This window comes from Niallia sp. 01092, assembly GCF_052318935.1.
Lineage (GTDB): Bacteria > Bacillota > Bacilli > Bacillales > Cytobacillaceae > Niallia.
The window spans coordinates 17102-31740 of the sequence record NZ_JBQRKO010000015.1; the positions used below are offsets into that span (position 1 = coordinate 17102).

15 protein-coding genes and 1 other annotated feature are annotated in these 14639 nt (G+C 35.7%); of the genes, 10 read left to right on the forward strand and 5 right to left on the reverse strand.

Annotated elements, in window-relative coordinates:
* Positions 1 to 83 precede the first annotated feature (83 nt).
* Both ACTXGU_RS14680 and ACTXGU_RS14685 read right to left on the reverse strand, forming a co-directional pair.
* Positions 84 to 656, reverse strand: coding sequence for a class I SAM-dependent methyltransferase (locus ACTXGU_RS14680; RefSeq protein WP_443482275.1), 573 nt, complete (start codon positions 654 to 656; stop codon positions 84 to 86).
* Positions 653 to 1618, reverse strand: a complete 966-nt coding sequence (locus ACTXGU_RS14685; protein WP_443482276.1) for a TIGR01212 family radical SAM protein — start codon at positions 1616 to 1618, stop codon at positions 653 to 655. Before ACTXGU_RS14685 ends, ACTXGU_RS14680 begins: the two co-directional genes overlap by 4 nt.
* A gap of 203 nt (positions 1619 to 1821) precedes the next feature.
* Here ACTXGU_RS14685 and ACTXGU_RS14690 point away from each other — a divergent pair, with 203 nt between their 5' ends.
* Together ACTXGU_RS14690 and ACTXGU_RS14695 are read left to right on the forward strand one after the other, a co-directional pair.
* On the forward strand, positions 1822 to 2085 hold the full coding sequence (locus ACTXGU_RS14690; protein ID WP_443482277.1) for a YtzC family protein: 264 nt from the start codon (positions 1822 to 1824) through the stop codon (positions 2083 to 2085).
* Positions 2086 to 2100: 15 nt separating this feature from the next.
* Complete coding sequence (locus tag ACTXGU_RS14695; protein ID WP_443482278.1) at positions 2101 to 2280, forward strand: glycogen biosynthesis protein GlgD; 180 nt, start codon at positions 2101 to 2103, stop codon at positions 2278 to 2280.
* Between the two features lie 46 nt (positions 2281 to 2326).
* On the opposite strand, the gene ACTXGU_RS14700 is transcribed toward ACTXGU_RS14695, so the two are convergent.
* Complete coding sequence (locus tag ACTXGU_RS14700; RefSeq protein ID WP_443482279.1) at positions 2327 to 2698, reverse strand: DMT family transporter; 372 nt, start codon at positions 2696 to 2698, stop codon at positions 2327 to 2329.
* 203 nt (positions 2699 to 2901) lie between these two features.
* Between ACTXGU_RS14700 and ACTXGU_RS14705 the strand changes: the two genes are divergently transcribed.
* The 5 genes from ACTXGU_RS14705 (at position 2902) to ACTXGU_RS14725 (ending at position 8619) form a co-directional block, all read left to right on the forward strand.
* On the forward strand, positions 2902 to 3471 hold the full coding sequence (locus ACTXGU_RS14705; RefSeq protein WP_443482280.1) for a histidine phosphatase family protein: 570 nt from the start codon (positions 2902 to 2904) through the stop codon (positions 3469 to 3471).
* Positions 3472 to 3515: 44 nt separating this feature from the next.
* Entirely contained in the window at positions 3516 to 4685 is a 1170-nt protein-coding gene (locus ACTXGU_RS14710) for an amidase (RefSeq protein WP_443482281.1), read from the forward strand.
* Between the two features lie 159 nt (positions 4686 to 4844).
* Positions 4845 to 5068 (forward strand) — a binding site (T-box leader).
* A 64-nt stretch (positions 5069 to 5132) separates the two neighbouring features.
* Positions 5133 to 7553, forward strand: coding sequence for a leucine--tRNA ligase (leuS, locus tag ACTXGU_RS14715; protein WP_443482282.1), 2421 nt, complete (start codon positions 5133 to 5135; stop codon positions 7551 to 7553).
* A 186-nt stretch (positions 7554 to 7739) separates the two neighbouring features.
* The gene (locus ACTXGU_RS14720; RefSeq protein WP_443482283.1) at positions 7740 to 8042 is read left to right on the forward strand and encodes a rhodanese-like domain-containing protein; all 303 of its coding nucleotides are present in this window, start codon (positions 7740 to 7742) and stop codon (positions 8040 to 8042) included.
* Positions 8043 to 8436: 394 nt separating this feature from the next.
* Positions 8437 to 8619, forward strand: a complete 183-nt coding sequence (locus tag ACTXGU_RS14725; RefSeq protein ID WP_443482284.1) for a sporulation protein Cse60 — start codon at positions 8437 to 8439, stop codon at positions 8617 to 8619.
* Between the two features lie 120 nt (positions 8620 to 8739).
* Here the strand turns inward: ACTXGU_RS14725 and ACTXGU_RS14730 are convergent, their stop codons facing one another.
* On the reverse strand, positions 8740 to 10017 hold the full coding sequence (locus ACTXGU_RS14730) for an NAD(P)/FAD-dependent oxidoreductase (protein ID WP_443482285.1): 1278 nt from the start codon (positions 10015 to 10017) through the stop codon (positions 8740 to 8742).
* A gap of 256 nt (positions 10018 to 10273) precedes the next feature.
* On the opposite strand from ACTXGU_RS14730, the gene ACTXGU_RS14735 reads away from it, so the two are divergent.
* The 3 genes from ACTXGU_RS14735 to ACTXGU_RS14745 all read left to right on the forward strand — a co-directional run bounded on the left by ACTXGU_RS14735 (position 10274) and on the right by ACTXGU_RS14745 (position 13862).
* Entirely contained in the window at positions 10274 to 11902 is a 1629-nt protein-coding gene (locus ACTXGU_RS14735; RefSeq protein ID WP_443482286.1) for a putative polysaccharide biosynthesis protein, read from the forward strand.
* A 37-nt stretch (positions 11903 to 11939) separates the two neighbouring features.
* On the forward strand, positions 11940 to 12659 hold the full coding sequence (locus ACTXGU_RS14740; RefSeq protein ID WP_443482287.1) for a pseudouridine synthase: 720 nt from the start codon (positions 11940 to 11942) through the stop codon (positions 12657 to 12659).
* A gap of 357 nt (positions 12660 to 13016) precedes the next feature.
* The gene (locus ACTXGU_RS14745; protein WP_443482288.1) at positions 13017 to 13862 is read left to right on the forward strand and encodes a polysaccharide deacetylase family protein; all 846 of its coding nucleotides are present in this window, start codon (positions 13017 to 13019) and stop codon (positions 13860 to 13862) included.
* A gap of 352 nt (positions 13863 to 14214) precedes the next feature.
* Here the strand turns inward: ACTXGU_RS14745 and ACTXGU_RS14750 are convergent, their stop codons facing one another.
* Positions 14215 to 14436 (reverse strand): DeoR family transcriptional regulator, encoded by a 222-nt coding sequence (locus tag ACTXGU_RS14750; protein ID WP_016202849.1) that lies wholly within the window; start codon positions 14434 to 14436, stop codon positions 14215 to 14217.
* Between the last annotated feature and the right edge of the window lie 203 nt (positions 14437 to 14639).

Genomic DNA, 14639 nt, shown 5'->3' on the forward strand with positions numbered 1-14639 from the left:
GTTCGGATAGAAATTCCATTAAAAAGTGGAACTATAGAAAAAGGTGTTGCCTAAATCTAAATAGGAAAACACCTTTTGTATTGTTACCTTTTTTCTATAGCAATTATAAACGGAGGATTGTTCACTTGATTCATAAACCGATACTGCAAGACATGGGCAGTTTGCTGGTCGATTGTTTCTACATAGGATAAAAGCTCATCCCTTTCCAGCTGACCTTCTGGGTGGCCATGATAAATGACCAATATAATAATGCCTTCAGGTGCCATTATATCCAGCAAATGTTCGATTGCAGAAATTGTGTTGTTGGCTGTTGTTACAATCGATTTATCTCCTCCTGGCAAATAACCAAGATTAAAAATCGCAGCGGTTACTTTTCCGTGATGGATTGCTGGAATAATTGTTTTTAGTTGTTCATGCCCACATAATGAAAGGGTCGCAACTTCATTTAAGTTGTTTTCTGTTAATCTTTTTTCCGTTGCGGCTAGTGCATCTTGTTGAATATCAAAACTGAACACTTTTCCTGTTTCGCCAACAAGCTTTGCTAAAAATAATGTGTCGTGGCCATTTCCCATCGTAGCATCAACAGCAATATCGCCCGTTGTGATGCTTTTCTCCAATAAGGATCGAGCAAATGGGAGGATTCTTTCTAACTTCATATAGATACCTTCTTGTTTGTTTTGTAGTATTTTCCTTGCCAGCTGTTTCGTCGCTTTAACTCTGCATCAATGCTATTTAGTACTTCCCATTTATTTACACTCCACATTGGACCAATCATTAATTCAATCGGTCCATCTCCGGTGATACGATGAATGATCATTTCAGGTGGTAAAATTTCTAATTGATCACATACTAATGATACATATGCCTCAAATTCAAGAAACTTCAGCATGCCTTTTTCATATTGTTTCACCATTGGTGTCCCTTTTAATAAATGAAGCAAATGAATTTTGATTCCTTGAACGTCCAACTGACTAACCGCACGAGCAGTCTCCATCATCATGTCATTTGTTTCTAATGGCAGGCCATTAATGATATGGGAGCATATCCGGATATTATGTTTTCTTAATTTATTAACACCTTCAACATAGCAGGCAAAGTCATGGGCACGATTAATGAAATCGCCTGTTTTATCATGGGCTGTTTGCAATCCTAATTCAACCCATAAGTAGGTGCGTTCATTCAGTTCAGCCAAATATTCAACGACGTCATCTGGGAGGCAGTCAGGTCTTGTAGCAATAGAAAGGCCAACGACATTGTCTTGCTTCAGCACTGTTTCATATTTTTCACGCAGTTCATGAACAGGAGCATGCGTATTCGTAAAGGCTTGAAAATAAGCCATGTATTTTCCATCTTTCCATTTTGTATGCATTTTATTTTTTATATCATGAAATTGTTTTTCTAAACTGTCGACCCGATTTCCGGCAAAATCACCAGAACCAGCAGCACTGCAGAACGTACAGCCGCCGTGAGCAACAGTGCCGTCTCTATTTGGGCAATCAAAACCGCCATCCAGCGCAATTTTAAAAACTTTATGACCAAATTCATTTCGTAAATGGTAATTCCAAGTATGGTAGCGTTTATTATCTGATGCATATGGGAAAGGGTTAAGCTGATTCATATCAGTAACCTCCTTAGATGAAGTTTAATTTTTTCCATAACAAAAATTTTATCATGAGATACGAGCATCTTCCAACCAGATTTTCTAATGAGTAGCTAAAAGACGTTAAAGTTAAGAAAAGGAAGTTATAAGATAGTAGAACAAACGAATAATAAAAAAGAAGCTTTATGCTTCTAATGGTGATATTTGGGGAGGTTAATAAAATGGCAACTCGACAATCAGTAGAGGAACTTCTGCAAAGATGCAATGAGGTCATACATGATGCACAAGAGCAATGTAAAATAGGAAGTCTGCAAGAACATTATAACAAGGATGAATTCACCGAATCACAATTAAAATTAGAAGAAGTTACGAATGACTTAATTGTGATGGCGCACAGTGCAAATCCGCAGCAGCGGGAACAGCTGAATAGAATGAGAATACAGCTAGAGCAATTGCAGGCTGCAATGACGATAGAAATGCATTAAGGGGGAATTATAATAATGACAAAACGTTCGAAACAAAATAACCCAGAACAAAAAACGCGCAATGGCATCAATAACCAAGACTTAGAACTGGGTGCAGAGTTTGATCAGGTCAAATTGTCAAAAAAGCAATACGAAAAAACAGGAGGACAACCTGTGAAATCTAAATTCAGACCAGAGCCGGAACAGTCAAAGTAGACTTTTTAAACAAAATACTTCCCCATCCTATAAGATGGGGAAGTATTTAATAGTTAGATTTGGAATACGCTTGCTTTTCATCTAGTTGTTTACTCGAACCATGATTGCTGGATAAATTAAGTAAAATTACTCCTACAATAATAAGAACGATGGAAAAAACTTTAAGTGGATTCAAGTTCTCTTGAAAAAAATAAAAACCAATAACGCTTAAAAGTACAATTCCAAGGCCAGACCAAATAGCGTATGCAATTGAAATATCCATTGATTTTAATGTTAAGGTAAGAAAACCAAATGCCGCAAGATAAAAAATAATAAATAAAATGCTAGGAAGAATCTTTGTAAACCCATAAGAAAGCTTCATCGTAACAGTTCCAGCCACTTCAAAAAGTATAGCGAGACACAAGAACAGCCAATGCATACAAAATACCTTCTTTCTTTATCTTTTTAAAAAACCTCCATTATAATAAAATTTCTTACATAGAATATCAAGTTTAACGATGCAAAACATTTGAGAATACTTTGTTTCTTTATTAAATTTAATTGAAAAATAAGACTTTTTCGACTAAATTAATAAATAGGATAAAATGTTTTTGAACTACCTATTTAGGAAGGAAACGAGTCATGACGAATATATGTTTAATCCGACACGGAGAAACGGACTGGAATTCTTTAGGGAAGATTCAAGGGAAAACGGATATTCCCTTAAATGAAAAAGGAATAAAACAAGCTGAAAATTGCCGGGATCACTTAAAAGGATCTAATTGGAATGTTATGGTGACTAGTCCATTAATACGGGCGAAAAAAACAGCAACCATCATTAATGAAGCTTTAAACTTGCCACTTGTAGAAATGGAGCAGTTTATGGAAAGAAGCTTTGGTGAAGCGGAAGGGAAAACAAGAGAAGAAAGAGAAAAGTTATACCCTGATTTACAATATCCTAACCAGGAATCTCGAGAAGATTTAATTGATCGAATTTTAAAAGGTCTTCAAAAGGTTGTATTAGATTATCCGAATAAAAATGTGTTATTAGTAGCGCATGGTGCAGTGATCCATACGATTCTAAACACCTTATCAGAAAATCAAATTACATTAGAAAATACGTATTTAATGAATGCTTGTATCAGTAATATTCATTATAATGATAATAAATGGACAATTAAAGATTATAATGTAGTCGATCACCTCTCGTAACAAAAAGAATGAAAAAGACGGTACAACAATGGGGGAATTGTAAGATGACAAATAATTATGGTGCATACATGGATAAAGATTTAACAATCAAGGGATTAGGTGACGGAGAATTACATAATATGCGTTTTGCCGTAAAGGACGTTTTTGAGATTGAAGGACATATCGCTTCAGCTGGAAATCCGGATTGGCTGAAAACACATAAAGCAGCCAAAAAAACGGCACCAGCTCTTAATCGTTTATTGCAAGAAGGGGCAATTCTAGAAGGGACAACGATAACAGACGAAATCATGTATAGTTTAAATGGGGAAAACTTTCATTATGGAACGCCAGTAAATCCAAAGGATCCTCGAAGAATTCCAGGCGGATCTTCATGCGGCTCTGCTGTTACGGTTGCAGCTGAATTATCCGATTTTTCTATTGGTACAGATACAGGCGGTTCCATTCGAATTCCATCGTCTTATTGCGGATTATTTGGCATTCGTCCTTCACATGGACTAGTTCCAATTGAAGGTGTAATTCCGCTTGCAAAAAGCTTCGATACAGTTGGCTGGATGGCAAGAGAAGCGGAAGTTCTTCTCAAAGTAGGGAAAGTATTAATCGATCAAAAGGAAGAAGAGCAAAAGCCTTTTACTCGTTTTTTGCAAGCAAAGGATGCTTGGGAGTTAACAGATGAAAAGGTGAAAACAGTGTTAGAAGCTCATCTGCAAAAGGTTATCGATAATCCCGAGCCTGTGATCGTTGCAGAAGAAGGGCTGCAAGAATGGAAAGAAGTATTCCGTATCCTTCAAGCGAATGAAATTTGGACAGAGCATGGAGAATGGATTAAAAAAGAAAATCCCACATTTGGACCAGGAATTGCTGAACGTTTTGAAATGGCAAGCAATGTCACAACAAGTGAAGTGGAAGCATGTCTTCCAAAAAGAAAGAAAATTAGAAGCGATATGGAGCAGCTATTACAAGAAGATGGCATACTAGTGATTCCAACAGCACCTGATGTAGCCCCATTATTAAATTTACCAAATGAAGCTTTAGAGGTTCGCCGCAGCCAAACATTACAATTATGTTGTATCGCAGGCTTGTCAGGGTTGCCGCAAGTGAATGTTCCAGTTGCTGAGGTAGACGGGGCGCCAGTAGGATTATCCTTTATAGCAGGAAAAAATCAAGATTTAAAACTATTGCAATGGGTTGTTGATCATTTCAGCAAGAATAAATAGGGGAAAATATTTCTTTTTCAGATAAAGGTACATAATGGTCAAGTAAGCATATATTAAAGTACCTTTTTAGGAATTCAGCACTTTTTTAGCCGTAATATATATTCTGTTAGCCTACTTGCATCCTTACAAGAAATACAATACAATAAGTAAAAGATATAGGGAAAAACATCGAGAAGGAATAGTAAAGATGATTTTTTGCAATAGAGAGCTGACGGTTGGTGAAAGTCATGCCAAAAAACATCTTGAACTCGCCTTTGAGTTGCAAGTGTGAACTAGCAGTAATGCTTGCCGTCCACCGCGTTAAGGGTTAATGAAGCGAGTGGATTTTTCACTAATGTGGGTGGTACCGCGGGAGAACATACATAATACCTCTCGTCCCTATTTGGGATGAGAGGTTTTTTATTTGTAAATTAACATAAAGATATTTTTACAGTAGGAGGAAAAAAGATGAGCTTTAATCATCAACAGATAGAGAAGAAATGGCAAAATCATTGGGAAGAAAATAAAACGAATAAAACAAGTGAAGAAAAAGGCAAAAAAAAGTTTTATGCACTTGATATGTTTCCGTATCCGTCAGGAGCTGGTTTGCATGTAGGGCATCCAGAAGGCTACACGGCAACAGATATTCTGTCCCGTATGAAAAGAATGCAAGATTTTAATGTACTGCATCCAATGGGGTGGGACGCATTTGGCTTGCCGGCAGAACAATATGCATTAGACACTGGGAATGATCCAGCGGTTTTCACTCAAAAAAATATAGACACATTTAGACGTCAAATTAAATCATTAGGATTCTCTTATGATTGGGATCGTGAAATTAATACAACAGATCCTGAATACTATAAATGGACACAATGGATCTTTTTACAGTTATTTGAAAAAGGACTTGCTTATGTAGATGAAGTTGCGGTGAACTGGTGTCCTGCACTAGGAACAGTGCTTGCAAATGAAGAAATTATTGATGGGAAAAGTGAACGTGGAGGACATCCTGTTGAAAGACGTCCAATGAAACAATGGATGTTAAAAATTACAGCGTATGCTGATCGTTTAATTGACGATTTAAAGGATGTAGACTGGCCAGAAAGCATTAAAGAAATGCAAAGAAACTGGATTGGTCGTTCTGAAGGTGCAGAAGTAACATTCCAAATCGACAATCATGAAGAAACATTTACTGTGTTTACAACAAGACCGGATACACTTTTTGGTGCAACCTATGCTGTATTAGCACCTGAGCATGCACTTGTAGAAAAAATTACAACAAGTGAACAAAAAGACGCTGTTGCAGCTTATTTAGATAAAGTCAAAAGCAAAAGTGATTTGGAAAGAACGGATCTTGCAAAAGAAAAAACAGGTGTTTTCACTGGCGCCTATGCGATTAATCCAGTAAATGGAGAAAAACTGCCAATTTGGATTGCAGATTATGTGCTAGTCAGCTACGGAACTGGCAGCATTATGGCAGTTCCTGGACATGATGAGAGAGACTATGAATTTGCAAAAACATTTAATCTTCCAATCAAAGAAGTAGTCGCAGGAGGAGATTTAGGAAAAGAAGTTTATACTGGCGATGGAGAGCATGTTAACTCCGATTTCTTAAACGGGCTTAAAAAAGAAGAAGCGATTGCAAAAATGATTCCTTGGTTGGAAGAAAAAGGAATAGGAGCGAAAAAAGTTACGTACAGATTGCGCGACTGGTTATTTAGCCGTCAACGCTACTGGGGTGAGCCAATTCCGATTATTCACTGGGAAGATGGCACAATGACAGGTGTTCCAGTTGAACAATTGCCGTTGACTCTTCCAAAAACTACAGAAATTAAGCCTTCTGGAACAGGGGAATCTCCACTTGCCAACATTGCAGAATGGGTAAATGTTGTAGATCCTGAAACAGGGAAAAAAGGGCGTCGTGAAACAAATACAATGCCACAATGGGCGGGAAGCTGCTGGTACTATCTACGTTATATTGATCCAAAAAATAGCGAAAAACTAGCAGATCCTGAAAAAATTAAAGAATGGCTACCTGTAGATATTTATATCGGAGGCGCAGAGCATGCGGTATTACATTTGCTTTATGCTCGTTTCTGGCATAAATTCCTTTATGATATAGGAATCGTCCCAACAAAAGAACCATTCCAAAAATTATTTAACCAAGGAATGATTTTAGGGGAAAATAATGAAAAAATGAGTAAATCAAAAGGAAATGTTGTAAACCCAGATGAAATTGTGGAAACACATGGTGCTGATACTTTACGTTTGTATGAGATGTTTATGGGACCACTTGACGCATCAATTGCCTGGTCGACAAAAGGACTTGATGGTGCAAGACGTTTCCTTGACCGCATTTGGCGTTTAATTGTAGAGGATAATGGTGCACTTTCTGCTAAAATTGCAAATGCGGAAGGAGAAAAAGCATTGGAAAAACTATATCATCAAACGGTTAAAAAAGTGACAGATGATATTGAAGGTCTTCGTTTTAATACAGCCATTTCTCAACTAATGGTATTTATTAATGAGTGCTATAAAGCAGATACATTGCCGAAAGCATATGTAGAAGGTTTTGTAAAATTACTTTCACCAATTTGTCCACATATTGCTGAAGAACTTTGGGAGAAGCTAACAGGACAATCTTCTACTATTGCTTATGAAGCTTGGCCAGCATATGATGAAGCAAAATTAGTAGATGATGAAGTGGAAATCGTTGTGCAAATTAATGGAAAAGTGAAAGCGAAGCTAATGGTTCCTGCAGATGCAAATAAAGAAGCTTTAGAACAAATTGCAATGGATGATGTTCAAGTAAAAGAACAAATTGACGGCAAAACGGTTAGAAAAGTAATTGCCGTTCCAGGTAAATTAGTAAATATAGTAGCTAATTAAGAAGTTCTTTTGTAGAAAAGGTTCAGCATGGTGAAAAAATCCATTGTTGAACCTTTTTTTGTTGTTATGTAGAAATCAATCATACGATTTGCATCTTCTAATGGTTTATTCTATATTACAAAGAGAAATAAGTATATGCATAGTGAAAATGAAATTTATTTTTGCAAATAGATGGAGGGAAAAAAGATGGAGATAAAAGAAATAACAACAGATGAATTAGAGAAAAAATTGAAAAATGGGGAAAAAGTGGAGTTAGTAGACGTGCGGGAAGATCAGGAAGTGGCAGAAGGAATGATTCCAGGTGCAAAACATATTAGAATGAATGACATCCCAGCGAATTTAGAGTATTTTTCTAAAGAGAAAGAGTATGTTTTTATTTGCCGATCTGGCGTAAGAAGCGAAAATGTATGCTATTACCTGCAGGATCAAGGCTATCATGTTGTAAACATGCTTGGTGGCATGCTTGATTGGAAAGGAAGTACTATTTAGTAGGGGAAGCTCTTCCATGGTTTATAAATAGTGGGAGGGCTTTTTTTGTAGTCAGAAGCAAAATGATTTTGCTGTTTAAACATATTTTCCTTTTCATTCAGCGTGAAGATAGAAGGAGTTAGGGCTAAGAATGATGTTGGTTTGGAGAAGCGTTTGCTCGACTCCTGCGGGATTTGCGAGAAAGGCGAGACCCCGCAGGAGCAAAGTGACGAGGAGGCTCGGCGCTCGCCCCGCGGAAAGCGAGCGATAAGCTTCGGAAACCCCCTTTTAACAGAGCTTATTTTCAGGGGAGCCAAAAGATACTTAGATTAAAAGTAGAATGGATGAATATTGTTTATTTTGTCTATGATGATAATAGAAAGCGGTTATTTTCTCAAAGGGAGCAGGATAAACAATGATAAAAGTGAAATTATTTGATCAAGAGCATGAAAAAGATTTAGAGCTGGAAATGAATAAGTTTTTAGAAAAGATAGAGGAAAAGAAACTTATTGATATTAAATATAATGTGGCAGCTATGCCGGAAGAAGAAGACGAACAAATTTATTGTTTTTCTTCGATGATTATTTATAGGAGCTAAGTGAGGCTAAACATTCTTTTATCGTTTTGAAAAGATAAAAGAATGTTTAGCTTTTTTGTTAAAAGATAAGCATAAGATTTTTGAATGTAGACGGGTGTCTAGCTCTGGCGCTTACGCTTTTCAATCCACCTGTATTTGTTTAGCAAATAAAGCTGCATTAACACCAGCTAGTCGTCCTGTTACAAAGGCAGAAGTAATATTGTATCCACCTGTATAGCCATGAATATCTAATATTTCTCCACAAAAATACAGGCCTTCCATTAGCTTTGATTCCATTGTTTTCGGAAAGATTTCCTTAATGGATACACCGCCGCCAGTAACAAATGCTTTTTCCAGCGGCAATGTACCATTAACTTTAAATGAAAAGGATTTACAATAGCCAGCAAATTGTTTTAATTTTTCTAAAGAAATAGTAGCTCCTTGTGCGGCTGGATCAATTTGTGCTAGCTCCAGCAAAAACAATAAATAGCGTTCTACTAAAAAGCCTTTTAATGTATTTTTTATAGCTTTTTTTGCATCTTTTTTTATCATCTGCTTAATATCTTCGAGAAGCTTGTCTTCTTTAATAGTGGGAAAGGAATCAATAGACACCGTTGCTTCTGATAAATTCCACTTTTTTAATGCTTTTACGACAAATTGACTACAGCGCAGCACCGCTGGGCCACTTATGCCAAAATGAGTGAAAATCATATCCATTTGATGCGTAATCAGCGGTTTTCCTTTTGGATTTAATACACTTAATGCAACATTTTTTAAGGATAAACCTTGGAGAACCTTGTCTTTAATAAATGGTTCTTTGGAAGTTACTGGAACTTCCGTTGGGAATAATTCTGTTATCGTATGTCCGGCCTTTTTCGCCCAAGCATAGCCATCACCTGTTGAACCAGTATGGGGAACAGACTTTCCGCCAACTGCAATGATTAAGGAAGTACAAGATTCTGTTTTTCCATTTGTTAATACGACTGTTTTACTACTATCTTCGTTGTATTGTATCGTTTTAACAGGTGTATTTATTTTTCTTGTCACCTTTAGGCGATCCAGCTCCTTTATTAACGCATCTACAACTGATTGTGCTTTGTTGGAGACAGGAAACATTCTGCCGTGATCCTCTTCTTTAAGCGCAATGCCAAGATTTTCAAAAAAAGCAATGATATCTTCATTATTAAAAATCGAAAATCCGCTATATAGAAACCGGCCATTTCCAGGGATATGTTTAATAATCTCTTCTACAGGCAAGCGATTCGTTACATTACATCTTCCTCCGCCGGAAATAGCAAGTTTTCTGCCTAGTTTATCTCCTTTATCAATTAATAATACTTTCGCTTTATTTTCGGCTGCCCCAATAGCTGCCATCAGTCCAGATGGTCCTCCACCGATTACAATTACATCATAATGCATGCAAAATTCAACTCTCTTTTTTATGATTTTCTAATGTACTAAGTAGCGTTTCTTATGAAGAAAGGGTACACTAATATAAGTGTGTCTAAAAATGTTCATGAAATTTTCTTAATTTATTGTTTGTATAATGATATTTTCATGGTAAAATTTTTTGTTATGTCAGAGAATTTTTTAAAATTTACATATGAACTAAATATAGAAAAATACTTACTATTATTTAAAGTTTTACCTTAGATCCATTTAAGGAAGGGATTTTATGTCATCAAAACTGTTAAGAGGTACATTTATATTAACATTAGGAACGATTATATCAAAAGTGTTAGGATTATTCTATGTTATTCCGTTTAATATGATCGTTGGAACGCAAGGCACGATTCTGTATCAGTACTCTTATGTAGCGTATACAATTGTTATTAGTATTGCAACAGCTGGAATTCCCCTTGCAGTCAGCAAGTTTATTTCTAAATATAATGCATTAGGAGAATACGGAGTAGGCAGGCGTTTGTTTAAATCAGGTTTGCTTGTAATGGCATGTACTGGATTTGTTTCTTTTCTAGTGCTTTATTTAATAGCACCATTTCTTGCAGAAATCATTATCCCTGCTGAGGATTTAACTTCGTCTGTGAAGGATGTTACGACAGTAATTCGGGCAGTCAGTTTCGCCCTCATTGTTGTACCAATAATGAGTTTAATCAGAGGGTTTTTTCAAGGTCATGAATCTATGGGCCCTTCAGCTGTTTCACAGGTTGTTGAACAAGTTGTCAGGATCTTATTTTTACTTGGTGGAGCAGCACTTGTCATTTATGTGCTAAAAGGAAAATTAATAACGGCTGTTAGTATAGCTACATTTGCCGCTTTTATAGGTGCCATCGGGGGATTGGTCGTCCTCTTATGGTATTGGAAAAAAAGAAAAGGTAACTTAAATAAATTATTATTAGAAGATAAAAGTGAGATGTCGCATATTTCTTTAAATTCTATGTATAAAGAAATTCTAATATCTGCTGCACCTTTTGTTTTTGTAGGTATTGCCAATCCAATTTTCCAGCTCATTGATACTGTTACCTTTAATAGGGCTATGGCTAATATCGGTTTAAGTACTGTTTCGGAAACGGCATTATCTATTTTTAACTATCAAACACATAAAATTGTCATTATTCCTGTTTCGTTGGCAACTGCTTTCTCATTAGCTTTAGTGCCAATGATCACAAAAGCTTTTGTGAATCAAGATCAACAAAATGTAAACTATCACTTAAATCAAACATTTCAGGTGTTATTATTTATCACCCTTCCGGCAACCATTGGATTATCTATATTAGCAGAGCCAGTATATAGGCTGTTTTATGGAGCAACTGCAGATTTACAATTAGGTACAGAAGTTTTAAGAATGTATGCACCAGTTGCTATTTTATTTTCTCTTTATTCAGTAACGGCTGCCATTCTGCAAGGAATTAATGAGCAGCGTTATACGATTCTTAGTTTATTAGTAGGGATATTGGTGAAGTTAAGCTTAAATATACCACTTATTGAGAAATGGGAAACGATGGGGGCGATTTTAGCGACTGCATTAGGCTATACTGTTTCTATTGTTATTAATTTAGTGGTTATTAAAGTATATGCCAATTTTTCCTTTAAACTAGTTTTTAGAAGAAGTGTCCTTATTATGGCATTTAATTTTATTATGTTTATAAGTGCAGAATTGGTTTATCAACTATTAAATTTGTTTTTATCTGTAAACTCTCTTGTTGCGTCATTGCTTTTAGTTATAATGGTAGGTATTGTAGGAGGCGTTACGTATGCTTATTTAGCATACCGGACAAAATTAATCTATATTTTGTTTGGCGATAGAGCAAAACGGATAAAACAAAAATTACGTCTTCCTTTTTAAGAGGGCATTATATAATTTCAGTTTAGGTTGTGAAAAAATGAGAATTGATAAAATGCTGGCTAATCTTGGCTACGGCAGTAGAAAAGAAGTAAAAATGCTTTTAAAAAACAAAGTAGTAAAAATAAATGATGTCCTTGTAAAGGATGCTAAGCAGCAGGTGGATCCATTTAAAGATGTTGTCACACTTTATGGCGATATTGTTGAATATAAAGAATTTATTTATTTAATGATGAATAAGCCACCTGGTTTTATTTCAGCAACGGAAGACACAAGAGAAGAAACAGTAATTGATTTATTGCAAATTGAAGATTCTGTGTATAATCCATTTCCGGTAGGGAGATTAGACAAGGATACAGAAGGGCTGCTGCTTATTACAAATGATGGGAAGCTTTCCCACCGTCTTTTGTCGCCGAAAAAGCATGTTCCGAAAACGTATTTTGCCGTAATCAAAGGAGAAGTCACAGAAGAAGATATAATCGCCTTTAAAAACGGGGTGGTATTAGATGATGGGTATGTGACAAAGCCTGGACAATTAACGATTTTAAAATCTGGTGAAACATCAGATATCGAATTAACAATATCAGAAGGAAAGTTTCATCAAGTAAAACGAATGTTTGAAAGTGTCGGCAAAAAAGTGATGTATTTAAAAAGAATTTCGATGGGCCCGTTAACGCTTGATGAGACATTAGAACTTGGAGAATATCGGGAACTAACTGATGAAGAAATCGAACTTTTACAAAATTATGAAGTGAAATAATCAAAACGTCCAGATTATGATGGACGTTTTTTTATTATGCTGTTTTCGTAAAGATTTTTGCTTTTAAACTCGCAGGCTGAATACACTTCGTCCGTTTAGCGAGCGCCGAGCCTCCTCGTCGCATACGCTCCTGTGGGGTCTCGTCTTTCTTGCATTCCCACAGGAGTCTACGTGTATTCAGCCTGCTGAGTACTTCTTCTCCCATTTTTTATGTGAAAAACAACAAATTTTGAGAAAACAGCCTTTTATTATTATCTTTTCTAAAATCTTTATTGTAATAATTGTAATTTTTTTGAAACAAACATCTTGTTATCTGTTATACTTAATAAAGAATCGTTATAGAAGGTGTGCAGCAAGATGAGAAAAAAACGAAAAAAAAGAATAGTAAAACCACAAATCTATGTTATTAGTATTCTATGTATTTCTTTATTTAGTATTTTTTTCTGGAATATTTTTGCTGGTGAAACTGAGGGAAGTACAAGGAAACAAGTAGGAGTATTACAGGAAAAGAAAATATATCGTCCCCCGTTACAAGAGAATAATCCGCTTTTTCAACAAAAGAAACAACAGATTAAAGAACAACTCAAAGCGAAGGCAGAAGCAGCAGACCGTAATAAAAAAATCGTTTATTTAACATTTGATGATGGTCCATCAGCTGTATCATCCGCCATACTAAAGCAATTACGAGATTATCATGCAAAAGCTACGTTTTTTTATTTAGAACCAAACATGGAAGTATATTCTGAAATTGTGCAAGAAGTACATAAAGAAGGCCATTCTATCGGTTTGCATGGTGTTACACATGATGTGAAACAAGTGTATGCAACAAGCAATTCAGTTGTTCATGAGATGAACAGTACGAATGAAGAGCTGGAACAAATTATTCATCAAAAAAGTCTGCTGATTCGAACACCCTATGGCAGTAAACCACATATGAATGAAGAGTCCTTAAATAAAGTAAAACAGGCTGGGTATATTTTATGGGATTGGGATATAGATAGTCAAGATTGGTATTATAAAGATAAAAGATATGTGGACAATACAATTAACCAATTAAAAAACATTGGCCATAAAAAACCCGTTATCCTTTTACATGAACGACAAGCGACAGCACAATATTTAAGTCTGCTATTAAACTATTTAGATAAAGAAGGATATGATTGTAAAGCGATAACAGAAGAAATGATGCCAATACAGTTTTAATCTTTAAATAGGCTACTAACAAGTTCTTCAATTGAATATACACACGATTGACCTCTTATTTTGAGGTCTTTTATTTTATCTGAAAAAATTTCGATGGAAAGGAAGGTTTTAGTGAGGACAGAGGGAGATTAGCAATTTTAGTTTTTTCGCCAAAAAAAACGCCCATATAACACTTTGGGCAGTTTAATTCTATTCATATATTCATTTTAAATGATAATGGAAATTCAAATGACTGAGTTTCCATGGAGATAGCTTAACACCTGTTTATGTTTTCTCTTTATGGTAGAATGCTAAAAAAGCAGGTATGATAAGCCAATTTATATTTTACGTAAACAATGTTCATTTCACTATTTCAAGAAGTCATTTTAACTTTTTTTCTTGTTGTTGTCCATTTACCACGACTTGGGCTTTGTACTAAGTCGTTATAAGCTAAAACATTCAAATCTCTTTGAATCGTTCGAGGAGTAATACCAAATTCCTCCACTAGCTCTTGTGTTGTTACAGTTCCACGCTTACTAATAAACATGTAGACGGATTTGATACGGTTTAACATCCGGTTAGTTGAAGGTTTCAATAAACCACTCCCTATCCTTTTTTCAAACCTTTGGCAAATTCCTACGACCGACAGCTTATTTGAAGAATATTCTTCAAGCGTATGTAATTTTCTTTTCCACAGACAACTCCTTTTCGACAGGCTAATAGTGAACACAATAGAATGTCAAATCCTTAGTATCATTGTACCCTTATTTTGTGATTAATTCTACATCATTTGCTGAA

Coding starts and splice junctions, on each gene's coding strand:
- ACTXGU_RS14680 (WP_443482275.1), bottom strand. CDS start 656: ATGAAGTTAGAAAGAATCCTCCCATTTGCTCGATCCTTATTGGAGAAA.
- ACTXGU_RS14685 (WP_443482276.1), bottom strand. CDS start 1,618: ATGAATCAGCTTAACCCTTTCCCATATGCATCAGATAATAAACGCTAC.
- ACTXGU_RS14690 (WP_443482277.1), top strand. CDS start 1,822: ATGGCAACTCGACAATCAGTAGAGGAACTTCTGCAAAGATGCAATGAG.
- ACTXGU_RS14695 (WP_443482278.1), top strand. CDS start 2,101: ATGACAAAACGTTCGAAACAAAATAACCCAGAACAAAAAACGCGCAAT.
- ACTXGU_RS14700 (WP_443482279.1), bottom strand. CDS start 2,698: ATGCATTGGCTGTTCTTGTGTCTCGCTATACTTTTTGAAGTGGCTGGA.
- ACTXGU_RS14705 (WP_443482280.1), top strand. CDS start 2,902: ATGACGAATATATGTTTAATCCGACACGGAGAAACGGACTGGAATTCT.
- ACTXGU_RS14710 (WP_443482281.1), top strand. CDS start 3,516: ATGACAAATAATTATGGTGCATACATGGATAAAGATTTAACAATCAAG.
- leuS (WP_443482282.1), top strand. CDS start 5,133: ATGAGCTTTAATCATCAACAGATAGAGAAGAAATGGCAAAATCATTGG.
- ACTXGU_RS14720 (WP_443482283.1), top strand. CDS start 7,740: ATGGAGATAAAAGAAATAACAACAGATGAATTAGAGAAAAAATTGAAA.
- ACTXGU_RS14725 (WP_443482284.1), top strand. CDS start 8,437: ATGATAAAAGTGAAATTATTTGATCAAGAGCATGAAAAAGATTTAGAG.
- ACTXGU_RS14730 (WP_443482285.1), bottom strand. CDS start 10,017: ATGCATTATGATGTAATTGTAATCGGTGGAGGACCATCTGGACTGATG.
- ACTXGU_RS14735 (WP_443482286.1), top strand. CDS start 10,274: ATGTCATCAAAACTGTTAAGAGGTACATTTATATTAACATTAGGAACG.
- ACTXGU_RS14740 (WP_443482287.1), top strand. CDS start 11,940: ATGAGAATTGATAAAATGCTGGCTAATCTTGGCTACGGCAGTAGAAAA.
- ACTXGU_RS14745 (WP_443482288.1), top strand. CDS start 13,017: ATGAGAAAAAAACGAAAAAAAAGAATAGTAAAACCACAAATCTATGTT.